This is a genomic window from Azospirillum sp. B21, from assembly GCF_008364825.1.
Classification (GTDB): Bacteria; Pseudomonadota; Alphaproteobacteria; order Azospirillales; family Azospirillaceae; genus Azospirillum.
This window is the reverse complement of record NZ_VTTO01000005.1, coordinates 201,717-225,730: the sequence shown is the minus strand read 5'-3', so window position 1 is coordinate 225,730 and position 24,014 is coordinate 201,717. Positions and strand designations below refer to the sequence as shown.

The following is a 24,014-nucleotide window of genomic DNA, read 5'->3' as shown; positions in this document are numbered from 1 at the left end:
CTCTCCCGCGAAGCGGGGGAGGGATGGGGAGGGGGCGCTCGGCAGCCACCGCCCCTCCATGCGACCGAACAAGGCCAAGCCCATGCACGCCGACCGCATCGAAGCCACATACCTGATCGAAACCCCCCTCGCCCCGGCCAAGGTGGCGGAGGTGATGGCGGGCGAGCAGTCCTGCGGCACCTTCACCCGCGTCCACGGCGAGACCGACGACCTGCGCGCCCGTGCCCGCGCCATCGTCGAATCGGTGGAGAAGCTCGACACCGCCGACACCCCTGCCCTCCCCAACACGTGGCTGGAGCGTCAGCGCACTCCCGGCCCGTGGCAACGCGCCCGCATCACCATCTCCTTCCCCACCGCCAACATCGGCGCCAACCTGCCCACGCTGGCCGCCACGGTCGCCGGCAATCTCTATGATCTCGGAGAAGTCACCGGCCTCCGCCTGGAATCCCTTCGCATTCCGCAGGCCTACCGCGCGCAGTTCGACCTGCCCCGCCACGGCGTCGCCGGCACGCGCCGGCTGACCGGGGTGGCGGACGGGCCGCTGGTCGGCTCCATCATCAAGCCGAATGTCGGGTTGTCGGCCGAGGAGACCGGCGATCTGGTCGGCACGCTGTGTGCCGCCGGGCTCGACTTCATCAAGGACGACGAGATCTGCGCCGACCCGGCCCATGCGCCCCTGGTCCAACGCATCCCCGCGGTGATGGACCGGGTGCGCCGCCATCAGGACCGCACCGGCAAGCATGTGATGGTCGCCTTCAACATCACCGACGAGACCGACGCCATGCGCCGCCACGCCGATCTGGTGGAGCGCGAAGGCGGGTCCTGCATCATGGTCAGCCTGAACTGGTGCGGCCATTCGGCGGTGCAGACCCTGCGCCGGCACAGCGGGCTGGTGCTGCACGGCCACCGCAACGGTTTCGGCGCCCTGTCGCGCCACCCGCTGCTGGGCATCGGCTTCGACGCCTATCAGGCGCTCTGGCGGCTGACCGGGGTGGACCACATGCATGTCCACGGCTTGAACGGCAAATTCGCCCAGCCCGACGCCGAGGTGATCGACGGCGCCCGCGCCTGTCTTGCCCCGCTGGCCGCCGATGCGTCCGACGCCGCGGACGCCGTCATGCCCGCCTTCTCCTCCGGCCAATGGGCCGGCACGGTGCCAGTCACCTGGGAAGCGGTTGGCACGGCAGACCTGATGTTCATGTCCGGCGGCGGCATCATGGCCCATCCAGATGGACCGGCGGCTGGCGTGCAGAGCATCCGGCAGGCCTGGGACGCCGTCCGCGCCGGGCGCACCCTCGACGACGCCGCGGCGGACCTGCCGGAGTTGCGCCGGTCGCTGGACTTTTTCGGAAAGAAGGGCTGAACCCCGTGGCGGCGATCCCGAAGCTCGGCTGGTACGGCGACGACTTCACTGGGGCGACCGACACGCTGGCCGCGCTGGCGAAGGCCGGGCGGCGGGCGTTGCTGTTCCTCGATGTGCCCGATGTCGCCCGGCTGGGTGCCGCACAGAGAAACGCCGGTGGCCCGCTCGACGCCGTCGGCATCGCCGGGGCGGCCCGCAGCATGCCACCCGACGCCATGCGGATGGAACTGGAGCCGGTCGGCCGCTTCTTCTCGGCGCTGGGTGTGCCGGTGATGCATTACAAATGCTGCTCGACCTTCGACAGCGCTCCTGAAATCGGCAGCCTCGGGGAGGCGGTGCGCACCCTTGCGCCCCATTTCCCCAACCGCTTCCGCCCGGTGGTCGGCGGGCAGCCGAACATCGGCCGCTACTGCCTGTTCAGCACCCTGTTCGCCGCAGCCGGCACCGGTGGCACGGTCCACCGCATCGACCGTCACCCGACCATGAGCGTCCACCCCGTCACCCCGATGGCGGAAGCCGACCTGCGCCGGCACCTCGCCGCGCAGGGGCTCGACGGGACGGCGGCTCTGCACTATCCCGATTACTGCCTGGACGACGCCGCGCTGGACATCCGGCTGGAACGCCTGCTGGCGGAGCATCCCCCCGCCGTGCTTCTGGACGTATCCCGCAGCCCCGATCTCGCCCCCGTCGGCCGGCTGATCTGGAGCCATGCCCGGCGCCGGCCACTGCTGGCGCTGGGACCGAGCAGCGTCGCCCAGGCTCTGACCGCTCATTGGGACGCCCAATCCCCGCCCGCAGTCATCGGGGAGACGCCGCTCGCCGCCGCGACAGCTCCGGTCTTCCTGATGGCCGGCAGCCTGTCGCCGGTAACCCGCCGGCAGATCGAAGCGGCCAAGTCCTACAACCGCATCCAGGCCGATGCCGCCGCCCTGTGCGACGATCCCACCTATGGCGCAAGTCTGCTGGGGGAGGTTGCCTCCTCCTTGGCCGCCGGACGCCACACGCTGGTCTGGACCGCGCCGGCCGAGCCGGGAAGCGCCGACACCACCCGCGCCGGACGGGTCGCAGCGGCCACGGCGGCATTCGTCGCAGCGGTGCTGCGCGCGGTGCCCCTGCGCCGGGTCGGCATCGCCGGCGGCGACACATCGAGCCTCGCGGTGCGGGCGCTCGGCTGCTGGGGGTTGTCCTACCGCTGCACCTTGGCGCCCGGCGTCACCGTCAGCCGCACCCATGCCGACGATCCCGCGGCGGACGGGCTGGATTTGATGCTGAAAGGCGGCCAGATGGGCGGCGGCGACCTGTTCGAACAACTGCTTGGCTGACGACTGCCGGTTGCGTGGGCCTTAAAGCCGCACCCAAGGCAATCTTTCATTTCCCAACGCGCCGCATAAAAATACTTAAGCGTCCAAATGAAATGCCCCAACCTCTCCGCGCAATTCGGAGAGTCCGACGTGTTGCGTTCGTATGAAATTAACGTTTCGGTCTGATAAAATGCTTACAATTGTCATCTTGGACGTACTCCGACATGGGCGCGGCAGCCTGCATCAACCATACGTCCGGCCAACATTGGTCAACGAATGATTTTTCAGCACTTACCCTGATTGACGACCCGATCTGGGTCGCCGATCTGCGGACCGGCCACGCCCTCTGGGCGAACGGCGCGGCTTGCACCCTTTGGGGATTGCGGTCGCCGCATGAACTCCCCTCGAACGCCGATTGCATCCTGCCGGAGTCGGTCCGGCAGCGGCTTCCCGAATACGCCCTTCTGCTTTCGAACGGCGCCCGCGTGAGCGAGCGCTGGATCATTGCGGCTGCGTCCGGCCCGGCCTCCCTGTCCTGCCACTGCTCCGGCATCCGTCTGACGGACGGGCGGATGGCGATGCTCGTGCATGGCAGGTCGCGTCCGGCCGAATCGGCGGCGCCCTCCGCGCTGCACCTGTCGCGGATGGTGGAACATCTGCCGATGGCGGCGGCCTATGTCGAGGACGAGCGGATCTTCATCAACCAGGCGGCGGAGCGGCTGACCGGCTACCGGCAGGAAGATCTGCCCAGCATGGACGCATGGTTCTCCACCGCTTACCCCGGCCATGACCGTAAGATCCGCAGCCGCTACGACGCCGCACGGCTGGCCGAAGCCTCGGTCCTGACCGACCTGGAGATCACCTGCAAAAACGGCAACCGGCGCTGGATCCGCTTCTTCGCCTATCTGACCCAGGGCGGCGAGGTCTGGCTGATGGAGGATGTGACCGATCATCGCGCCACGCTGGAGGCTCTGCACCATGAGCGCGCGGTTCTGCAAAGCCTGATCGATTCGATGCCGGACATCGTCTTCTTCAAGGACCGGGACGGCGTCTACCTCAACTACAACCTTGCGGCCCTCGATTATGTCGGCTGGCGGCCGCTTCCCGACGACCGGTTGCGGGATGCCGATCTGGTCGACACCGAAACGGCGGAACGCCGCCGGCAGGGGGATCTGCGCGCCATGGAACAGGGAATGGCGCGCAACGAGGAATGGTTCGTCTACCCCGACGGCCGGCAGCGGCTGATGGAAACCGTCAAGACCGTCTGCCGCGACCGCGAAGGGACCGTTCTCGGCGTCGTCGGCATTTCCCGCGACGTCACCGACCGCCGCGCCATGGAGGAAATGCTTCGGCGCAGCGAAGCGGAAAAGGACCATCTCGCCAACCACGATCCGCTGACCGGCCTGCCGAACCGCCGGCTGTTCTTCGCCCGCACCGAATCCGAACTTGAACGGTCGCGCCGCATCGGCCAGCCGCTGGCCTTGCTGTTCATCGATCTGGACGGCTTCAAGCCGGTGAACGACCGGCTGGGCCACGGCGCGGGCGACCAGGTGCTGCGTGTGACGGCGGATCGGCTGTCGGGATGCCTGCGCGGCTCCGACCTCGTCGCACGCATCGGCGGTGACGAGTTCACCGTGCTGCTGGAGAGAATCGGCTCGCCCGTCGATGCGGAGCGGATCGCCGGCAAGCTGATCCGCGCCCTGTCGGCGGAGATCACGTTCGGCGGCGAGCGCGTGGCGGTCGGCGCCAGCATCGGCATCGCGCTGTACCCGCGGGATGCCGACGACGTCCGGTCCCTCGTGAAGGCGGCGGACGACGCGCTCTACCGTGCCAAGCATGCCGGGCGGGGCCGCTATGCCGTCTGCGATCCGCGCCGCTGAACCGCGCGCGCCGGCCGCCTTCCAGGCATGATGTAGCAACACTACAGAGCCGCAACCCAAGCACGCATCCGCAGCATTTTCCTGGAAAATCCTTGTTTTCCAACCTGCCGCCCCTGCGCCCCCTGCGACGGAATTACCCAGGGGGCGCGCTTGCACGGTCTGCCCCGACAGGAGTATGTAGTAAAGCTACAAGGCGGGAGCGGAAACCGGCAGGGTCCGGGACCGCTTCCCGCCGACGGGCCTGCACCGATGCGCGGCAGCAAGGACATCGACCGATGAACATGGACAGCAAGGACGTGGGGGGCTGGAGCCAGCCGACTCCGCAAACTCTCGACGCACTGATGCCCGACGCCATCGCTCTCGCCGCCGAAAACCTCGGCGTCAAGAAGGCACATTACGACACCCCCACCCTGTTCGCGCTGGCCGTACTGGCCGGCGCCTTCATTGCGCTGGGCGGCCTGTTCGCCACCGTCACCATGTCGGGGGCGGAAGGCATGCTGCCCTACGGTCTGACCCGGCTGCTGGGCGGGCTGGTCTTCTCCATGGGCCTGATCCTGGTGATCGTCGGCGGTGCGCAGCTGTTCACCGGCGACGCGCTGATGGTGATGGCCTGGGCCAGCGGCCGGCTGCATGCCCGCGAGATGATGCGGGTGTGGACCACGGTGTGGATCGGCAACTTCGTCGGCGCCGCCGGCACGGCGCTGCTGGTCTTCCTGTCGGGGCAATATACCTTCGGGCACGGCGCGGTCGGCGCATCGGCGCTGTATTTCGCGGTGGCCAAAAGCTCGCTGCCGACAAGCCAGGCCTTCTTCCTCGGTATACTCTGCAACGTGCTGGTCTGCCTTGCCGTCTGGCTGGCGCTCGGCGCGCGCAGCGTCGGCGACAAGATCCTGGCGATCACCTTCCCGGTCGCCGCCTTCGTCGCCGCCGGCTTCGAGCACTGCGTCGCCAATATGTATTTCGTCCCGCTCGGCCTGCTGATCGAATGGGGCGCGCCGGACAGCTTCTGGGCCGACCTCGGCCGCTCCGCTCCCTCCATCCCGGTCGGCCATTATCTGGTCAACCTCGCCGCGGTCACCATCGGCAACTGGATCGGCGGTGCGGTCATGGTGGGTGCGGTCTACTGGTTCATCTACCGCCGCCCCAAGCTGCGCTGAGCAGCCGCGTACGTCCTTTCGCGCCCTTTCTCCAATCCGTCATCCCCGCGAAAGCGGGGATCCAGGCCGCCTCGCCGGCTTCCCTCCGCATGCCCTGGAGTCCCGCCTTCCGCGGGAATGACGGTCGAAATCAAAGTGGCTATCGGCCCTACCGAACAACCCTTCAAGATACGGGACATCCCTTCCCATGAGCGCCATCACCGAAATCCGCGCCCGCGAAATCCTGGACAGCCGCGGCAACCCCACCGTCGAGGTCGACGTTACCCTCGAAACCGGTGCCTTCGGCCGGGCCGCGGTGCCGTCGGGCGCCTCCACCGGCGCCCATGAAGCGGTCGAACTGCGCGACGGCGACAAGGGCCGCTTCGGCGGCAAGGGCGTGCTGAAGGCCGTGCAGTCGGTCAACGGTGAACTCGCCAAGGCCCTGATCGGCATGGATGCCGCCGACCAGCGCGTGCTCGATATGACCATGATCGAGATCGACGGCACCGAGAACAAGAGCCGGCTGGGCGCCAACGCCATCCTGGGCGTGTCGCTGGCGGTCGCCCGCGCCGCCGCCAAGGATGCCGGCCTGCCGCTCTACCGCTATGTCGGCGGCGCCTTCGCCTCGCTGCTGCCGGTGCCGATGATGAACATCATCAACGGCGGCGCCCATGCCGACAACCCCATCGACATCCAGGAATTCATGATCATGCCGGTGGGCGCCGAGACCGGCGCCGACGCCATCCGCATGGGTTCCGAGATCTTCCAGTCGCTGAAGAAGAAGCTGAAGGACGCCGGCCACAACACCAATGTCGGCGACGAGGGCGGCTTCGCCCCCAACATCGGCTCCACCGACGAGGCGCTCGGCTTCGTCATGAAGGCCATCGAGGCCGCCGGCTACAAGCCGGGTGACGACGTCATGCTGGCGCTCGACGCCGCCTCGACCGAGTTCTTCAAGAACGGCAAGTACGAGCTGGCCGGCGAAGGCAAGTCGCTGTCGCCGGAACAGATGGTCGCCTACTGGTCCGATCTGGTCGGCCGCTTCCCGATCATCTCGATCGAGGACGGCATGGCCGAGGACGACTGGGAAGGCTGGAAGGCGCTGACCGACGCCATCGGCAACAAGGTGCAGCTGGTCGGCGACGATTTGTTCGTCACCAACCCGAAGCGTCTGGCCCAAGGCATCCGCCAAGGCGTCGCCAACTCGATCCTGGTGAAGGTGAACCAGATCGGCACGCTGTCGGAGACGCTGGAAGCGGTCGATATGGCGCACAAGGCCGGCTACACCGCCGTGCTGTCGCACCGTTCGGGCGAGACCGAGGACAGCACCATCGCCGATCTGGCGGTCGCCACCAACTGCGGCCAGATCAAGACCGGCTCGCTGAGCCGTTCGGACCGTCTGGCCAAGTACAACCAGCTGATCCGCATCGAGGAGCAGCTCGGCGTCGCCGCCCGCTTCGCCGGCCGCGGCATCCTGAAGGCCTGATTTCCAGAGATCCGGAGGCCCCCTGCCCCGCGACCGTCCCGCCCCGCTCTCTCCCGCCCCCGGAGAAGCGACAAGAACCGGAAAGGCCGCGCCCAAAGGGGCTTCCAGGACGGGCGGCGAGCGTCGTGATCGCTGAGATTGCTCGCCCTTCTGCCCCCTTTCCCCGACTCTCTCCCCGGGGGAAGGGGGGTTCCCCGCCCAGCCGCACCATAGACCTGCGGCATAGTGTCAAGGGCCGGGGTTTCCGTTGGTTCTATGTTGCAATGCACATTTAATATACTAATATATCTATGGTTCCCGCGCGGCGCAGAAAGCCGGCACAAGCCGGCAGCGGAACGTTTCCGATTTTCCAGGCGCCGCCCTGTCGAGCCTTAAAACGGGCCGCTCGATCGACCCGGTCAACCGGAGTGTTCAAAAATGCGTGCCAGTGGTGAAGCGTTCGGCAACGGCATCGGCGCCGTGGTCGAGAATGTGACCTTCGACGAGATTCAGATCGGCCAGACGGCCAGCCTTTCCCGCCAGCTGACGCTGATGGATGTGGAGTTGTTCGCGACCGTGTCGGGCAACATCAACCCGGCCCATCTCGACCCGAAATTCGCGGCCGACAGCCGCTTCCAGAAGGTGATCGGGCCGGGCATGTGGTCGGGTTCCCTGATCTCCGGCGTGCTCGGCACCTACCTGCCCGGCGCCGGATCGCTCTATGCCGGGCAGAGCCTGCAGTTCCGCCGCCCGGTCGGCCTCGGCGACATCGTCACCGCCACCGTCACCGTCATCGAAAAGCGCCCGGCCAAGAACGTCGTCGTCTTCGACTGCGTCTGCACCAACCAGGATGGCGAAGTCGTCGTTCTCGGCACTGCCGAAGTGATCGCCCCCACCCAGAAGGTCATCCGCCCGGCCCATGAGCTGCCGCAGATTCAGATGATCCGCCACGACAAGCATGACGCGCTGCTCGGCAAATGCGACGAGCTGCCGCCGGTCGTCACCGCCGTGGCCTATCCCTGCGACGCCAGCTCCCTCCAGGGCGCCGTCGAGGCCGCCCAGGCGGGCCTGATCGAGCCGATCCTGGTCGGTCCGGAAGCCGTCATCCGCAAGGTCGCCGCAGCCAACGGGCTCGACATCGCCCGCTACCGCATCGTCGACGCCGCTCACAGCCGTGCCGCCGCGGCAGCCGCCGTGGCACTGGCCCGCACCGGCGAGGCCGAAGCGGTGATGAAGGGAAGCCTGCACACCGACGAACTGATGGGCGAGGTGGTGAAGAAGGAGACCGGCCTGCGCACCGCCAGCCGGATCAGCCACGTCTTCCTGATGAATGTGCCGACCTACTCCAAGACGCTGCTGATCACCGACGCGGCGATCAACATCTATCCGACGCTGGAGGACAAGGTCCACATCGTCCAGAACGCCATCAACCTCGCCAAGGTGCTGGGCGTCGACACCCCGCGCGTGGCCATCCTGTCGGCGGTCGAGACGATCAACCCGAAGATCAACACCACGCTGGAAGCCGCCGCCCTGTGCAAGATGGCCGACCGCGGCCAGATCACCGGCGGCATCCTGGACGGCCCGCTGGCCTTCGACAACGCCATCTCCGCCGAGGCCGCCCGCACCAAGGGCATCACCTCCCCGGTCGCCGGCCAGCCGGACATCCTGCTTGCGCCCGACCTGGAAGCCGGCAACATGCTTGTCAAGCAGTTGTCCTTCCTGGCCAACGCCGACCTCGCCGGCATCGTGCTGGGCGCCAAGGTGCCGGTCATCCTCACCAGCCGCGCCGACAATGTGCGGGCACGTCTCGCCTCCTGCGCCGTCGCCTCGCTGGTCGCCGCCGCTCAACGCCAGCCCAAGCTCGCGCTGGCCGCCGAATAGGACGCTTTCGTCATGGCTGCACATTCCAATTCCGGCAGCGACGCCTGCCTCGTCATCAACGCCGGCTCTTCCAGCCTGAAGTTCTCGGTCTTCCAGGGCGGCAGCGCGGCGGAGCTGGAGCCGGTCGTCACCGGCCAGATCTCCGGCATCGGCACGGCTCCCCGCTTCGAGGCGAAGGACGCCGCCCGCCACAAGATCGCCGACCACAGCTGGGCCGCCGGTGAGAATCCGGGCCGTCCGGAACTGCTCCACCATCTGCTCGACTGGATCGGCGACACGCTGAAGGGCGCCACGCTGGTGGCCGCCGGCCATCGCGTCGTCCATGGCGGCACCCGCTTCTCGGCCCCCGTGCGCGTCACCCCGACCGTGCTCGACCAGCTGGAGGAGTTGATCCCGCTCGCTCCGCTGCACGAGCCGCACAACATCGCCGCCATGCGGGCGCTGGCGCAGGTCTACCCCTCCCTGCCGCAGGTGGCCTGCTTCGACACCGCCTTCCACCAGACCCAGCCCTGGCAGTCGCAGACCTTCGCCATCCCGCGCGAACTGACGGCGGAGGGCATCCGGCGCTACGGCTTCCACGGCCTGAGCTACGAATACATCGCCCACCGCCTGCCGCAGGTCGCGCCGGAGCTGGCGAATGCGCATGTGGTTGTCTGCCATCTCGGCAGCGGCGCCAGCCTGTGCGCCATGCGCGCCGGGCACAGCGTCGACACCACCATGGGCTTCACCGCGCTGGACGGCGTGCCGATGGGCACCCGGCCGGGCGCCATCGACCCCGGCGTGCTGATCTACCTGATGCGCGAGAAGGGTTACGGCGCCGACGAGTTGGAGAAGCTGCTCTATCACAAGTCGGGCATGCTGGGCGTGTCGGGCCTCTCCAACGACATGCGCGACCTGGAGAACTCCGATCTTCCGGCGGCGGCCGAGGCGGTGGAGCTGTTCTGTCACAACGTCGCCAAGCAGGTTGCGGCGCTGGCCGGCTCGATGGGCGGGTTGGACGCGGTGGTGTTCACCGCAGGCGTGGGCGAGAACTCCACGCTGGTGCGGGCACGGGTCGCGGAGAAGCTGGGCTGGCTCGGCGTGTCCATCGACCCGGCGGCCAACCGGGCGAAGGCGACGCGCATCTCCGCCCAGGACAGCCGGGTGCCGGTGTTCATCATCCCGACCGACGAGGAACGGATGATCGCCCGCCACACGCTGGGCGTCATCGCCGTCGAGGCGTTGAGCCGGGCGGCGTAAAGGCCCTCTCCCACCAGTGGTGTCCCCTCTCCCCCCGGGGAGAGGGTTAGGGTGAGGGGGGAGCGCGGCGGTCCGTTACCGAGAATCCACGCCTTGCATTCCCCCTCACCCCGACCCTCTCCCCAGGGGGGAGAGGGAGATCGGAAACGTCATCATGGAACAGATCCCCACAAGCTCGACCGCAAGCCCGACTGAGAATGTCCGGCTCGGCATCCTGTCGATGCTGCTGGCGATGGTCCTGATGACCATCATGAACGCCCTGGCCAAGATCCTGGCGGAAAGCTATCCGCTGGGCGAGGTCACCTTCTTCCGCAATCTGTTCGCCCTTCTGCCGGCGGTCGCCATGGTGGTCGCGGCGGGTGGGCGGGGCTGCCTGCACACCACCCATTGGCAGGGGCATCTGTGGCGGGCCGTCGTCGGCTTGACCTCGATGGTCCTGCTGTTCTGGGCCTATCACCTGATGCCGCTCGCCAATGCGGTGGCGATCTCCTACTCCGCCCCGCTGTTCCTGACCGCGCTGTCGGTCCCGCTGCTGGGCGAGAAGGTCGGCGCCTTCCGCTGGGGTGCGGTGGTGGTCGGGTTCGCCGGGGTGCTGATCATGGTGCAGCCCGGCCCCGACATGATCGACCGCGGCGCCATCGTCGCCCTGACCGCGGCCGTCTGCTACGCCCTGGCGATGATCGCCATGCGCCAGCTGGGCCGCACGGAAAAGCCGGTGACTACGGTGTTCTACTTCACCGTCATCTCCACGGCGCTCAGCGCGCTGGCCCTGCCCTTCGACTGGATCACGCCGGATGCGCATGCGCTGACGCTGATGGCGGGCATGGGGATTGCCGGCGGCGGTGCCCAGTATTTCAGCACGCGGGCCTATTCGCTGGCCCGCGCCGTGGTGGTCGGCCCCTTCAGCTATGCCAGCCTGATCTATGCGACGATCCTCGGCTGGCTGGTCTGGGGCGACGTGCCGGCCGCCCATGTGATGATCGGCGCCACCATCGTCATCGCCAGCGGCCTGCTGATCCTCTACCGCGAGACCCGCCGCGCCGCGGCTCCCGCCCCGCAGGTGGACCCGTGCCCGAAGACGCAAGCCCAAAGCGCCGGTCCGGTCCGGACCGCGTGAGCAAGTCGTTGCGGCATAGTGGCATCATGCCCCCGCCCGGAAGCGGATTATCCTTGCGCCGACTACTGATATATTAATATACTTTGATTTCAAGGAAAGGACAGGCATCATGGTTACGACCGATGTCCATGGCATTCCGGCTCCCCGCCTGACCGGCCGGATGCAACTGATCCAGGGTGGACGGAGCATCGGCTCCCCGGAGCGGCCGTCACCCTTTGCGGCCTCCGGCCGGGTTCTCGCCGTCGTCGGCGGCACCGGCCTGTCGGCCAAGCTGGACCTGCTGGCCCGGCTGATAACGCGGGTCGACGTTTTGGCGCTCGGCGGCGGCATCGCCAACAGCTTCCTGGCCGCGGCCGGCACCGACATGGGGGCCTCGCTGTGCGACCACGAACTGATCGGCGAGGCGCGCAAGCTCCTGGACAAGGCGAGGGCCTGCCGGTGCGAGATGCTGCTGCCGGTGGACGTGGTGGTGGCGACCGAGGCACGGGAGGGTGCGGAGGACCGCGTCGTATCCTGTGCCGCCATCGGTCCGGAGGACATGGTGCTCGACATCGGTCCGGCGACGGCGGCCCGGCTGACCGGCTGCGTCGAGACCGCCGGAACGGTCGTCTGGACCGGCCCGCTCGGCGTCTACGAGATCGCCCCTTTCGACGGCGGCACCAACGCGCTGGCCTGGTTCATCGCCCGGCGCACCCGCGACGCCGGCCTGCGCTCGGTGGCGGCCGGTGACGACACCATCGCGGCACTATCCGCGGCAGGGGTGGACGGCCGCTTCAGCGAGCTGACCAGCCGCGACGTCCTTCCGGCGTGGCTGGACATCGCTTCTCCTCGCGCGGTCCCGGCCTGAGGGCCGAGTCTGCGCCTTAAAATTGCACCTCCGGCGGGCCAAAACCCGCCTTCCACGGTTAAATCGAGTCTCCGCCCCTATCGGCACGAGACCGCAACGGAACGACTGGAGCACGATCATGGCTGTACGGGTAGCGATCAACGGTTTTGGCCGCATCGGCCGTCTGGTTCTGCGCGCCATCTACGAGAGCGGCCGCAAGGACGTGGAGGTCGTGGCGATCAACGACCTGGCCGATCTGAAGGCCAACGCGCACCTGCTGAAGTACGACAGCGTCCACGGCCGCTTCCCCGGCACCATCGAGACCGGCGACGGTGTCCTGATCGTCAACGGCCACTCCATCAAGGTCGTGCAGGAGCGTGACCCGGCCAAGCTGCCGTGGAAGGATCTGGGCGTCCAGATCGCCATGGAATGCTCGGGCATCTTCACCAAGCGCGCCGATGCCGCCAAGCACCTGGAAGCCGGCGCCGAGAAGGTGCTGATCTCCGCTCCGGCCACCGACGAGGACATCACCGTCGTCTACGGCGTCAACCACGACAAGCTGACCGCCGAGCACCGAATCGTCTCCAACGCGTCGTGCACCACCAACTGCCTGGCTCCGGTCGCGCATGTCCTCCACAATCTGGTGGGCATCGAGAAGGGCTTCATGACGACGATCCACTCCTACACGGGTGATCAGCGGATCGTCGACACCAACCACAAGGACCTGCACCGCGCCCGCGCCGCGGCCCTGAACATGATCCCGACCTCGACCGGTGCGGCCAAGGCCGTCGGCAAGGTGCTGCCGGAGCTGAAGGGCAAGCTGGACGGCACCGCCATGCGCGTGCCGACCCCGAACGTGTCGGTCGTCGACTTCAAGTTCACCGCCGGGCGCGCCACCTCGGTGGAAGAGATCACCAAGGCGATCAGCGACGCCGCCAACGGCCCGCTGAAGGGCGTGCTGGGCGCCTATGACGAGGAACTGGTGTCCTCGGATTTCAACCACGACCCGCACAGCTCGACCTTCGCACTGAAGGAGACGAAAGTCATCGACGGCAATTTCGTGCGCGTCATGGCGTGGTATGATAACGAATGGGGCTTCTCCAACCGCATGGCCGACACCGCCGTCGCGATGGCGAACGCCAAGTAAACCGCGCCCAACCAAGAACGCCGACCCAGACCAAAGGAGCCGGACGATGAGCAAGACGATCATGTGGACTGAAACCGACGCCAAGGGCTTCGAGTCCGAGTGCCTGTTCAACGAGGACAGCCGCCAGTACGAAGTGATGGTCTGCGCATCGGGTCGCCGGCTCTGCCGGTCGGAGTCCTTCCCGGCGCAATCCGATCCCATGCAGGGCATGACCGACGAGGACCGCCGGCGCGCCGTGCAATGCGCCGAACGGCTGGTCACCGAAATCGAACATGATCTGGGCGACCGCTGACGGATCGGCGTCGAAACGGCAAAGCGGAACGGGCCGGCATCCTCAAGGTGTCGGCCCGTTCCGTTTCCCGACACCGCTTACGGGGATGCCGGATCACTCCTCCTCGTCTTCGGCCGTCTCGTCCTCCGGCGGTTCGTCCAGCACGATCTCGTCGTTGACGGCGTAGAGCATGCACTCCTCCTTGCCACCGGCCTGTTCGCATTTCTCCACCGCCGCCGTGCCGGCCTCTTCCTCGCTGTCGCGGTCCCACACCGACGCCCAGCGGCCGGTCAGTGTCACGGCCAGAGCCTTGTGCCCGGGGTTGCGCTGGTAGTTGACCATGCCGACCTTGCGCGTGCGCTCGCTGACGAAGGGGACGCGCGCCGGATCGAAGGGGCCGGCTCCCAGGATCTCCACCGGCATCGGCACGAAGCGCTTGCCGTCCATCACCACGCCATCATCGACGGCATAGAGGGTACAGGGTTCCTCCGCCCTGTACTGGCAATATTGCAGGGCGCTGCGCCTGACGTCGTCCGCGGTCCGGCTGTTCGACTTGTTGGAGAAGTAGGCGTAGTTCCCCTTGGTCGAAATCGCCAGAGCCTTGGGCGACGGCAGGCCGGGATACACGGCCAGTGCGGCGCGCGCCTTGGCACTGAGATAGGGGATCGCCTCGACATCGACCGGCCGGGCGGCCGGCGTGGGCGGAGCGGCTGGGGTGGGCGCAGGAACCGGCGGAGCGGCAAGGGCGGCGACCGACACCGGCGCCCGTTCCCCCGTGGCGGCAGCATTCGCCGTCCCGCCGAGTTCGGCGACCCGCGCCTCGGCAATCGCCGTGAAGGTGCCCTGCGGGAACTGCTTCAGATAGGCTTCGAACAGCCCGCGGTTGGAACTGCCCTTGATGCTGTCCCAGAACAGCGTTTCCTTGTCGGCTCCCGCTGCAAGGGGAGCTTCGGCCGGCGGCTGGGTCACCACCGTCGTCGGCCCCAGGAAATAGAAGCGCCCTTCGATGGGGGAGGCCGACACCCAGGGCTGCTGGACGCCGCCGGTGTTGCGCTTGACCGTGATGCCGACATCGTTGAAGACGTCGAACACCGTCTCCCCCGGCTTCAGCAGGGCTTTCGACAAGGCGTCCGTATAGGGGCTGTTCGATCCGGTGCCGTCGGCCGCCACCGCGCCCGGCTGCGTCGCATAGGCGATGATCGTGCCGGCCGGCGCCTGCATCTGCGCCAGCCCGGGCGACGCCGCGCGCAGGCCGCGGCCGCCGAAGGGATTGTTGCGGCAAGCGTCCAGGATGACGATGTTCATCCGGCTTTCCGCCAGCGCCATCTCGTCCAGCACCATGGCGATGTCAATCAGCTCATAGCGGACGTCCGACTCCTTCTCCAGATTGGCGGAGACCGGCAGCAGGTAATTGGTGCCGCGCGCCTGCATGCCGTGCCCGGCATAGAAGAACAGCCCGACATCCGCCCCGGCCAGCTTGGCGCCGAAGCTGCGGATCGCCCGCTCGGTCCCTGCCCGGTCCAGATCGATCTGCGGCGCCCCGCCGACCAGTTCGAACCCGGCCGCGCGCAGGGACTCGGCCATCGCCTTGGCGTCATTCACCGGGTTGGGCAGCGACGGAGCATGCCGATAGGCGCTGTTGCCCAGGATCAGAGCCACCCGCCGCTCCGTACCCGCCGCCCAGCATGTCCCGGACACCCAGGCGAAGAGGGACAGGGCCAGCGACAAGGCCAGCGCGGGGGTGCGTCCCAGGGTGCTCACAGCCATTTTCCTTCGGATCGGAAGCGTCGCGCCACTCTGCCCAGGCAACGCTTGCGCTTGCAAGGCCGGCGATACTCCGAAGGGGCTATGCGCCCCCCCTAAACGTAGGCGATCAGCCGCCCGGCGGCCAGAACCGCGATCCACAGCAGAAGCGAGGCCGCGCCGGCCACGCGCGCCGCCGGCGGTGGCCGCCCTCCCCCGCCCCAATCGAGGATCCGCCGCCCGGCACCCCGATGGAACAGCGCGATGTTGCCGAGCGCGGCAATCAGAAGCCCCATCTTGACGAGGAAGGCCGGATTGCGGGCCAGCGCGGTCGCCTCGCTGATGAACAGCAGCATCCCGGTCGGCACCGCCAGGACGAAGCCGACGACCGCCACCGGCAGCAACAGGCGAGACAGCGCTTCGGCCGGCAGGCGGGCGTGCAGGCCCATCAGCCGCAGATCGAAGGCCGCGATCCCCCCGACCAGCAAGGCCAGCCCCAGGATGTGCAGCACCTCGACCAGCGGATAGAGCCAGAGCGACCCGCGCAGCGCCTCGCCCAGGCCGGAGGTCTCCAGCGCCACCAGCCAGCCGGGTCCGGTCGGGCCCTGGCTGTGGTCCATCAGCGCAGCTCGACCGTTTTGCCGTCAGCGGTGATGCGCTCCGCCCGCAGTTCCGCCGGTTCCGACTTGTGGGCATAGCCGACGACGGTCACCGTCTGGCCGGGCTTGATCGTCCCGTCCGGCAGGCCGCGCGCGGTCATGCGGCCGGGCGGCGCCAGCACCACATGCCACAGCTTGCCGTCCGATTGCAGGTTCAGCATTGCGTGCGGATTGCTGAAGGCGAACTGGTCCACCGTGCCGGTCAGGGTCAGCGTCTTGTCGGAATCATAGCCGCCCCAGCCATGGTGGGCGAGCGCCGGCAGCGCCACCGCCGCGGTAATGGCTGCGAAGCCTGCGGCAACAAAGACGCGGGATCGGGTGTTGAGCAGGCGGCTGCGGACCATGGTGACGCACTCCCTCTCATCAGGCATCCTCGCCACACATGGGGTGGACCGCCGTCCCGGCAAGTGGGGGCGGAGAGCCGCACCGCCAACGGAGATGCCGATGCCTGTCCAGCGCCGCCATACCCTGATGGTTCTTACCGCCGTAGCGCTGCTAGCCGCCTTGGGCGGTGCGCTTCCCGCCGCGGCGGTGGAGACTGCCGGTCTCGTCGTGCTGATGCGCCATGCGGAGGCTCCCGGCACCGGCGACCCGCCCGGCTTCACGCTGGACGACTGCGCGACCCAGCGCAACCTCAGCGACGACGGCCGCGCCCAGGCCAAGCGCATCGGCGAGCGGCTGCGGCAGCTCGGCATCGCCAAAGCCCGCGTGCTGTCCAGCCAGTGGTGCCGCTGCCTGGAGACCGCGCGGCTGCTGGACCTCGGCCCGGTGACGGAGATGTCGGCCCTCAACTCCTTCATCCGTCGGCCGGAAGAGGAAAAGGACAAGATCACCGAACTGCGCCAGTTCCTGGCCGACCTGCCGCGCGACGGCCAGCCGGTCGTGCTGGTGACGCATCAGGTCACCGTCACTGCACTGACCGGCATCTTCCCGGCATCGGGCGAGGCGATCCTGCTGCGGGCGAACGGCACCCCCACCCCCGACCAACTCGACCGACTGCCGAACCGCTGAGGGTTGCTCCGGGCGCATAGCGCCCGACCTGAACATTTGCGCCGTTGACCGGAACGAAGGCCTCGGTCTGGATAGGCCGCCTCAGGTGACACCCTGCCGCACGCAGGGCTGCCGGCGGTTAAGGCCAGGGAAAAGGAAAATGTTCTGTAGTCGGACGATTGCATTCCACATGTCCAAACCAGCGATGGATAGGGCATGGCATCATCTATACAGGAATGCCACCTCTCTAATATTCGCAGCCGCAGGGTTTTATCTCGCTGGATGCTCTTCCGTACAGGTCACGACACCTGCGCGTTCCGCCACCGAGCAGCTTCTGATCTCCACTGCCGCGGATCAGGCGGCGGAGCGTCTGGCCGGCCGGCTGGCAGTGAAGGGCAGCGTCTATGTCGATGCCAGCGGCGTGGAGGGCTACGACACCAAATACGCCGTCTTCGCCGTCCGCGACGCCCTGCTCCGCCACGGCGCCGCCATGGCACAGACGCGCGACGCCGCCGCCACCGTCGTCGAACTGCGCGTCGGCGCCCTGTCGGTGGACAGCGAGCGCTCGCTCCTGGGCATCCCCAGCATCGACATCCCGATGCCGGTCGGCGGCAGTTCCTCCACCCCGGAGATCTCACTGTTCAAGAAGGAGTTGACGCAGGGCGTCGCCAAGATCGCCGCTACCGCCTATGATAAAAACAGCGGCGAACTGGTCTCCTCCAGCGGGCCGCAATACGGCTTCTCCAACCGCGCGGAGTGGGTGCTGCTGCTGATGCTGAGCTGGGACACCAACGACCTGCTGCCGCCAGACACCCGCCCCGATCCGAAACCCTGGGACAACTGAGTCAACGGAAATACAGCGCCACGCGCTTGCCGTCGATCTCGTGGATGTCGGCCTCCACACCATAAACGTCGCGGATGACGCAGGGGGTGATGATGTCCTCCGGCGGGCCCTGATGCGCGATGCGGCCGTTGCGCATCGCCACGATCCGGTCCGAATAGCAGGAGGCGAAGTTGATGTCGTGCAGCACCAGGATGATGGTCTTGCGGAACTCGTCGGCGGTGCGGCGGAACAGCTTCATCATCGCCACCGCATGCTTGACGTCCAGGTTGTTCAGCGGCTCGTCCAGCAGGACATAGTCGGTGTCCTGGCACAGCACCATGGCGATGAAGGCGCGCTGGCGCTGGCCGCCCGACAGCTCGTCCAGGAAGCGGTGGGCGACCGCCTCCAGTTCCAGATAGCGGATGACGCGCTCGATATGGCCCCGGTCTTCCACCGTCAGCCGCCCCTTGCTGTGCGGATAGCGGCCGAAGGCGATCAGGTCGCGCACGGTCAGCCGCGCCGTCATCTGGTTGTCCTGCCGCAGGATCGACAGGTGACGCGCCAGCACGTCGCCGGGCGTCGTCGTGACGTCCATGCCCTCCACCGTCACCGTCCCGGCGGGCACCGGCAGCAGCCGGCTGATCATCGACAGCAGGGTCGATTTTCCGGCCCCGTTCGCCCCGATCAGCGAGATCACGCCGCCGGCCGGCAGCGTGACCGACACGTCGTCGACGACGACGGTTTCGCCATAGGACTTGCTGGCATTCCGGACCTCGATCATCGGGCCGCTCTCCGCACAAGGATGGTCAGGAAGACGATTCCGCCCAGGAACTCGATGACGATGCTGAGCGCTCCGTTGAAGCCCAACAGCCGTTCCAGGACGAGCTGGCCGCCCATCAGCACCAGAATGGCGACCAGCGCCGCCACCGGCAGGATCAGACGGTGCCGGTGCGTATCCACCAGCAGATAGGCGAGGTTGGCGACCAGCAGGCCGAAGAAGGTGACCGGACCGACCAGCGCGGTGGAGACGGCGACCAGCACCGACACCATCACCAGCACCCGCATCACCTCGCGCCGGTGATCGACGCCCAGGTTGATGGCCGCGTCCCGCCCCAGCGCCAGCACGTCCAGCACCCCGGCCTTGCGCCACACCGCCACCGACACCGCCAGCACGACCAGCGCCGACACGGCCAGAAGCTGGCCGTCCACCCGGTTGAAGCTGGCGAACATCCGGTCCTGCACCACCAGGAACTCGTTGGGGTCGATCACCCGGTACAGGAAGCTGGTGAGGCTGCGGAACAGCACGCCGAAAACGATGCCGACCAGCATCAGCAGGTGAAGCCCGCGCAGGCTTCCCGAAAACAGCCAGCGATAGAGCAGCCAGGAAAAAGCCACCATCGCCGCGACCTCGATCCCGAAGCGCAGGCGCGGGTCGAAGGCCGCCACCGCGGCCGATCCCAACTGGAACACCAGCACCGTCTGGATCAGCCGGTAGAGCGCGTCGAATCCCATGATCGACGGGGTCAGGATGCGGTTGTTGGTGATGGTCTGGAACAGCACGGTGGACATGGCGATGGCCCAGCCGACCAGCACCATCGCCGCGACCTTGGTGCCGCGGAAGGTCAGGATGAAGCTCCAGCTTCCCTTGGCGCCGACGGTCAGGAACAGGAGGATGGATGCGGCGGCCAGCCCGCCCAGCCCGGCGATCAGGATGGCCGGAGGCAGCGAACGGCGGTCAGGCGGCATGGCGGTTCTTCCGCAGCAGCAGGTAAAGGAAGATCGCGCTGCCGACGATGCCCATGGTCGTGCCGATCGGGATCTCGTAGGGGCGGATCACCAGCCGGCCGGCGATGTCGCAGGCCAGCACCAGCCCGGCGCCGAACAGCGCCACCCAGGGCAGCGACAGCCGCATGTTGTCGCCGCGCATCAGGCTGATCAGATTGGGCACGATCAGGCCCAGGAACGGGATCATGCCGCAGGTGGCGATCACCGCCGCCGTCACCAGCGAGACGATGACCAGCCCCAGCGACACCACGCGCCGGTGGTTGAGGCCCAGGTTGGTGGTGAAATCCTCCCCCAGCCCGGCGACGGTGAAGCGGTCGGCCGCAGCATAGGCGACGGCGGTCAGCACGGCGCCGATCCACAGCAGTTCGTACCGCCCGCGCAGCACGCCGGAGAAGTCGCCGGTCTCCCATGCCCGCACCGACTGCAGCATGTCGGTGCGGTAGGCGACGAACTCCGTCGAGGCGGTGATGACCGCGCCCAGCATGATGCCGACCAGCGGCACGATCAGCGGCGAGCGCAACGGCATCCGCCGCAGGATGGCCAGGAACAGCGCGGTTCCGGCCAGCGCGCAGGCGCCGGCCACCAGCATCCGGCCCAGCATCGGGGTTTCCGGCGCCAGCAGCGTCACCATCAGCATGCCGAACACCGCCGATTCCGCGGTCCCGGCGGTGGACGGCTCCACGAATTTGTTGCGGGCGAGCATCTGCAGGATCAGGCCGGACACCGCCATGCCGGCTCCGGCCAGGACCAGGGCAAGCGTGCGCGGGATGCGGCTGACCAGCAGCACCTGCGCCGCCTCGTCCGAGGTTCCGCTCAGCAGAGTGCCGATCGTCAGGTCGCTGACGCCGACGAACAGGCTGGCCGCCGCCAGCGCGGTGACGCCGGCGGCGGCCAGGACAAGCCCCCTCATGCTGGCGCCCCACCGCCGGCAGCGATTGCGAAGGCGGACATCGTCACGCCTTACCCGTCAGCGCCGCCTTGATGTCGTCGGCATCCTGCTGCATGGCGGTCAGCCCGCCGCCGATCAGGTACCAGTTCGCCGCGTTCAGATAGACCACCTGCCCCTTCTGCCATGCGGTGGTCCGGCGCACGATGTCGTTGTCCAGCAGCTGCTTTGCCGACTGGCCTTCCCGGCCGATGGCGGAATCCCGGTCGATCACGAACAGCCAGTCCGGGTTGGTCTGCAGGATGAACTCGAAATTGATCGCCTGCCCGTGGTTGGAGGTGTCGAGCTTCTCCGCCGCCGGCACCACGCCATATTCGGTGTGCAGCACGCCGAAGCGCGACCCCGGACCATAGGCGCTGATCTTGCCGCCGGTGGTCAGGATCAGCAGGCCCTTGCCCGCCCCGCCCGCGATCGACCTCACCTCGGCGACCGTCGCGCGCAGCTTGTCGGCACGGGCCTTCACCTCGGCGCTCTTGCCGAAGATGCGGCCCAGGATGTCGGCATTCTCCAGCGCGCTGTCGAAGAAGCGCTCCGGCTTCACCGTCAGGTCGATGGTGGGGGCGATGGCCGACAGCTCGGCATATTTCGGGGCGGACCGGCCGCCGACGATGATCAGGTCGGCCTGGGCGGCGTTCACAGCCTCGTAATCCGGTTCGAACAGCGTGCCGATCCTGGCATAGCCGGGGCCGTCATACTTGGCGAGGTAAGCCGGCTTCGACTGGGTCGGCACGCCCGCCACCGGAACGCCCAGCGCATCCAGAGTGTCGAGCGACGCCATGTCGAAGCACAGCACCTTGTTGACCGCTTTGGGCAGCTTCGTCTCGCCCTGGGAATGGCGGATGGTGCCGGCGGCGGTCTGGCCGAAGGCCGCACGCGGCATCAGGAAGGGCGCCAAGCCGGAAACCCCGATCGCCAGACCTGCCGTCAACAGATCCCTGCGGCGCGTCACGATGGTCATCACAACTCCCAATATTATCCGGAATGCGCCGAGCCTGCGGGCGCCGATGGGCGCAGGGCAGGTCCGGGCGGGCAGAGCGGGCCGGTGCGCCCCCCGAGACCGGCCCGATGCCACATGCTAACGACTCTAATTCTCACTTGCAAAAACTTCCGCGTGGGGCGATGCGACGCAGCATGGATGGCCGCGACGCGGCGACGAGCCGGCTTCCCGAAACCACCGCATCCGTTGCAGGCTCCATGCCTCGGATGCCGCCGGCGCGCCAGCCCCCGAAGTAGGAAAGATGAAGGAAATCAAGAGAATGACCGATGGCCTGTTTCCGTCCTGGATGGTGTGGGCCCTGTTGTCGGCCTGCTTCGCGGCGCTGACCGCCATCTTCGCCAAGGTCGGGGTGGAGGGTGTCGGTTCCGACATGGCGACCCTGATCCGGACGGCCGTCATCTTCCTGCTGTTGATCGGCATCGTCGTCTCGTCGGGCCAGTCGTTGTCGCCGTCGGCGGTTTCGGGAAGGACCTGGCTGTTCCTGGTCCTGTCTGGCCTCGCCACCGGGGCATCCTGGTTGTGCTATTTCCGCGCGCTGAAGCTCGGTCCCGCCTCGCAGGTGGCGCCCGTCGACAAGCTCAGCGTCGTGCTGGTCGCCCTGTTCGGCGTGCTGTTCCTCGGCGAGAAGCTGTCGGCGCCGAACTGGCTCGGCGTGGTCCTGATCGCCGCCGGGGTGATCCTGCTGGCCTTCAAGTAGGCCGCTTGCCCCGCAACGCGACTGCATATCATTATCGCCGGCCTCCAAGAGACCGAAGAGAGCACCATATGGGCAGCATGAGCGATCTTCCCCCCGCGCCTGCGGACCGGCTCGAGTCCCGCCAGGGATGCCGCCAAGCGAGCGACAAATTGACGCGCGGGCGCATGATCGTGGCTCTGGATGCCCTTCTGTCGAAGCGGAACGTCACGCTGGCGGCCCGGGAACTGGACATGCAGACCCCGGCGCTCAGCCGCCTGCTCGGCCAGATGCGGGAGGAGTTCGGCGATCCGCTGTTCGTCCGCTCCGGCCGCGGCCTCGTCCCCACCCCCTTCGCCGAGGCGCTGCGGCCGAAGGTGCAGGCATTGGCGGCGGCCATCGACGACCTGTTCCAACCGACCGTCGCCAGCCGGCAGTCCGAGCCCTTCGATCCGGGCTGGAACGTCCCGTCCTCCATTCCGGTCCCGCCGCTGGCGATGCGGCCGGCCAACCTGCTGGACGGCCAGCCCTCCCCGGCGGAGGTGGCCGCCAATCTTGATCGGGTCGGCGAGAGCAGTTCCCCCCATGACCGGCTGGCCCGGAACATCGGCGTTCTCGGCATTGCCGGCGGCGGCCATGGCCGCCCGCTGACCATGGAGGAAGCGGAAGAGGCGATGGCCATCGTCCTGGCCGGCGAAGCGGATCCGATCCAGACCGGCGCGCTGTTCGGCATGATGCGCGTGCGCGGTGCGACCGCGCCGGAACTCGCCGGCTTCGTGCGGGCGATGCAGGGTCATGTCGCCGCCCGGTTCGAAGGCCGCTTTGGCGGGACGCACGCCTCCGGACCGGCATCCCGTCTTGAGGCCGACCTCGACTGGCCCTGCTTCACCTCACCCAACTACCACAATCCACCCTGGTTCTTTCACGCAGCCAAGCTGGTGGCGCAGGCCGGGCATCGCGTCCTGCTGCACGGCAACACCGGCAGCGGCCCCGCCGCCGGGCGGTACGAGGTGGTGGCCGCCGCGCTCGGGATCCCCGTCTGCTCGACCGCGGACGACATCGGCGCCGCTTTGGCGACGCAGCGGATCGCCTATGTTCCGCTGACGGCGCTTGCTCCCCAGATCCACCGGCTGATCGGTCTGCACCGGCTGACCCAGTTCCGCAACGCAGCCCTGGAGGCGGTCCATCTGCTGAGGCCGGCCGGCGGTCACACCAGCCTGTTGGGCGTGACCAAGCCGTCGCACCGCGAACTGCATCGCGACACCGCGCGCCTGCTGGGCTTGCCCCACATCTCCGTGCTGGGCAGCGTGCGTGACGTCGCCCAATACACGCCCTTCCGCCCGGCAACCATCCATCGCCTGATCGACGGCGAGCCGGACGACCTCGCCCTCCCCTCCCGCATGGCGGAGCCGCCGGTAACACCCCGGCCGCGCGGCACCAGCCTGGAGTACTGGCAGGGAGTGTGGACCGGTGCGATGCGCGACAGCAGGGCGGAGCGGATCATCGTCGGCACCGCGGCCTTCGCCCTGTTCTCCCTGCCGGGCACTACGGGCGGCGGGTTCGATGAGGCGATGGACAGGGCGGACTATCTGTGGAAGCAACGGCAGTCGCGCTGAACCGCGATGCGGATGCAAATCATTCTTATTAACGGCGTGATATTTCAGCAACACAACTGATGCTGCCGTCCGCCAACGTCGCGCCCGCACAGTGAATCCGCTGGAGTCGTCCCACTCTAACTCACTGACACAAAAAGGAAAAATGAGTTTCGTCTG

General features: G+C 67.8%; 22 protein-coding genes. 15 read left to right on the top strand and 7 right to left on the bottom strand.

Features of this window, described 5'->3' with window-relative positions:
- The first annotated feature begins 82 nt into the window (after positions 1-82).
- The 11 genes from FZ983_RS14500 (at position 83) to FZ983_RS14445 (ending at position 13,647) form a co-directional block, all read left to right on the top strand.
- The gene (locus tag FZ983_RS14500) at positions 83-1,363 is read left to right on the top strand and encodes a ribulose-bisphosphate carboxylase large subunit family protein (RefSeq protein ID WP_149224223.1); all 1,281 of its coding nucleotides are present in this window, start codon (positions 83-85) and stop codon (positions 1,361-1,363) included.
- Between the two features lie 5 nt (positions 1,364-1,368).
- Complete coding sequence (locus FZ983_RS14495; protein ID WP_188092330.1) at positions 1,369-2,685, top strand: four-carbon acid sugar kinase family protein; 1,317 nt, start codon at positions 1,369-1,371, stop codon at positions 2,683-2,685.
- Between the two features lie 464 nt (positions 2,686-3,149).
- Positions 3,150-4,544, top strand: a complete 1,395-nt coding sequence (locus FZ983_RS14490; protein WP_188092329.1) for a sensor domain-containing diguanylate cyclase — start codon at positions 3,150-3,152, stop codon at positions 4,542-4,544.
- Between the two features lie 275 nt (positions 4,545-4,819).
- Positions 4,820-5,701, top strand: a complete 882-nt coding sequence (locus FZ983_RS14485; RefSeq protein WP_149224221.1) for a formate/nitrite transporter family protein — start codon at positions 4,820-4,822, stop codon at positions 5,699-5,701.
- A 187-nt stretch (positions 5,702-5,888) separates the two neighbouring features.
- The gene (eno, locus tag FZ983_RS14480; protein ID WP_149224220.1) at positions 5,889-7,166 is read left to right on the top strand and encodes a phosphopyruvate hydratase; all 1,278 of its coding nucleotides are present in this window, start codon (positions 5,889-5,891) and stop codon (positions 7,164-7,166) included.
- A gap of 417 nt (positions 7,167-7,583) precedes the next feature.
- Complete coding sequence (locus FZ983_RS14475) at positions 7,584-9,026, top strand: bifunctional enoyl-CoA hydratase/phosphate acetyltransferase (protein WP_149224219.1); 1,443 nt, start codon at positions 7,584-7,586, stop codon at positions 9,024-9,026.
- 12 nt (positions 9,027-9,038) lie between these two features.
- Positions 9,039-10,265, top strand: coding sequence for an acetate/propionate family kinase (locus FZ983_RS14470; protein ID WP_149224218.1), 1,227 nt, complete (start codon positions 9,039-9,041; stop codon positions 10,263-10,265).
- 154 nt (positions 10,266-10,419) lie between these two features.
- The gene (locus FZ983_RS14460; RefSeq protein WP_149224217.1) at positions 10,420-11,382 is read left to right on the top strand and encodes a DMT family transporter; all 963 of its coding nucleotides are present in this window, start codon (positions 10,420-10,422) and stop codon (positions 11,380-11,382) included.
- Positions 11,383-11,491: 109 nt separating this feature from the next.
- Entirely contained in the window at positions 11,492-12,229 is a 738-nt protein-coding gene (pgk, locus tag FZ983_RS14455) for a phosphoglycerate kinase (protein ID WP_149224216.1), read from the top strand.
- Between the two features lie 118 nt (positions 12,230-12,347).
- Positions 12,348-13,355 carry a type I glyceraldehyde-3-phosphate dehydrogenase gene (gap, locus tag FZ983_RS14450; RefSeq protein WP_149224215.1) on the top strand — a complete coding sequence of 336 codons (1,008 nt, stop codon included), beginning with the start codon at positions 12,348-12,350 and terminating at the stop codon, positions 13,353-13,355.
- Between the two features lie 46 nt (positions 13,356-13,401).
- The gene (locus FZ983_RS14445; RefSeq protein ID WP_149224214.1) at positions 13,402-13,647 is read left to right on the top strand and encodes a hypothetical protein; all 246 of its coding nucleotides are present in this window, start codon (positions 13,402-13,404) and stop codon (positions 13,645-13,647) included.
- 93 nt (positions 13,648-13,740) lie between these two features.
- On the opposite strand, the gene FZ983_RS14440 is transcribed toward FZ983_RS14445, so the two are convergent.
- The 3 genes from FZ983_RS14440 to FZ983_RS14430 form a co-directional block, all read right to left on the bottom strand.
- Positions 13,741-15,393, bottom strand: a complete 1,653-nt coding sequence (locus FZ983_RS14440; RefSeq protein WP_149224213.1) for a caspase family protein — start codon at positions 15,391-15,393, stop codon at positions 13,741-13,743.
- 92 nt (positions 15,394-15,485) lie between these two features.
- Positions 15,486-15,989 (bottom strand): DUF6644 family protein, encoded by a 504-nt coding sequence (locus FZ983_RS14435; protein WP_149224212.1) that lies wholly within the window; start codon positions 15,987-15,989, stop codon positions 15,486-15,488.
- Complete coding sequence (locus FZ983_RS14430; RefSeq protein ID WP_211102907.1) at positions 15,989-16,372, bottom strand: DUF6152 family protein; 384 nt, start codon at positions 16,370-16,372, stop codon at positions 15,989-15,991. The genes FZ983_RS14435 and FZ983_RS14430 overlap by 1 nt, the downstream gene beginning before the upstream one ends.
- 100 nt (positions 16,373-16,472) lie before the next feature.
- Here FZ983_RS14430 and FZ983_RS14425 point away from each other — a divergent pair, with 100 nt between their 5' ends.
- Together FZ983_RS14425 and FZ983_RS14420 are read left to right on the top strand one after the other, a co-directional pair.
- Positions 16,473-17,039 carry a histidine phosphatase family protein gene (locus FZ983_RS14425; protein ID WP_149224211.1) on the top strand — a complete coding sequence of 189 codons (567 nt, stop codon included), beginning with the start codon at positions 16,473-16,475 and terminating at the stop codon, positions 17,037-17,039.
- A 169-nt stretch (positions 17,040-17,208) separates the two neighbouring features.
- The gene (locus tag FZ983_RS14420) at positions 17,209-17,862 is read left to right on the top strand and encodes a DUF6655 family protein (protein ID WP_149224210.1); all 654 of its coding nucleotides are present in this window, start codon (positions 17,209-17,211) and stop codon (positions 17,860-17,862) included.
- Position 17,863: 1 nt separating this feature from the next.
- On the opposite strand, the gene FZ983_RS14415 is transcribed toward FZ983_RS14420, so the two are convergent.
- Genes FZ983_RS14415 through FZ983_RS14400 form a run of 4 tightly spaced genes read right to left on the bottom strand, consistent with a single transcriptional unit; the run spans position 17,864 to position 21,530 of the window.
- Entirely contained in the window at positions 17,864-18,622 is a 759-nt protein-coding gene (locus FZ983_RS14415) for an ATP-binding cassette domain-containing protein (protein ID WP_149224209.1), read from the bottom strand.
- Positions 18,619-19,587, bottom strand: coding sequence for an iron chelate uptake ABC transporter family permease subunit (locus FZ983_RS14410; RefSeq protein WP_149224208.1), 969 nt, complete (start codon positions 19,585-19,587; stop codon positions 18,619-18,621). Before FZ983_RS14410 ends, FZ983_RS14415 begins: the two co-directional genes overlap by 4 nt.
- Positions 19,577-20,536 (bottom strand): ABC transporter permease, encoded by a 960-nt coding sequence (locus tag FZ983_RS14405; RefSeq protein WP_149224207.1) that lies wholly within the window; start codon positions 20,534-20,536, stop codon positions 19,577-19,579. Before FZ983_RS14405 ends, FZ983_RS14410 begins: the two co-directional genes overlap by 11 nt.
- Positions 20,537-20,579: 43 nt before the next feature.
- Entirely contained in the window at positions 20,580-21,530 is a 951-nt protein-coding gene (locus tag FZ983_RS14400; protein WP_149224206.1) for a siderophore ABC transporter substrate-binding protein, read from the bottom strand.
- A 298-nt stretch (positions 21,531-21,828) separates the two neighbouring features.
- On the opposite strand from FZ983_RS14400, the gene FZ983_RS14395 reads away from it, so the two are divergent.
- Positions 21,829-22,266 (top strand): EamA family transporter, encoded by a 438-nt coding sequence (locus FZ983_RS14395; RefSeq protein ID WP_149224205.1) that lies wholly within the window; start codon positions 21,829-21,831, stop codon positions 22,264-22,266.
- A gap of 164 nt (positions 22,267-22,430) precedes the next feature.
- Positions 22,431-23,858, top strand: a complete 1,428-nt coding sequence (locus tag FZ983_RS14390; protein WP_247883755.1) for a glycosyl transferase family protein — start codon at positions 22,431-22,433, stop codon at positions 23,856-23,858.
- The last annotated feature ends 156 nt before the right edge of the window (positions 23,859-24,014 follow it).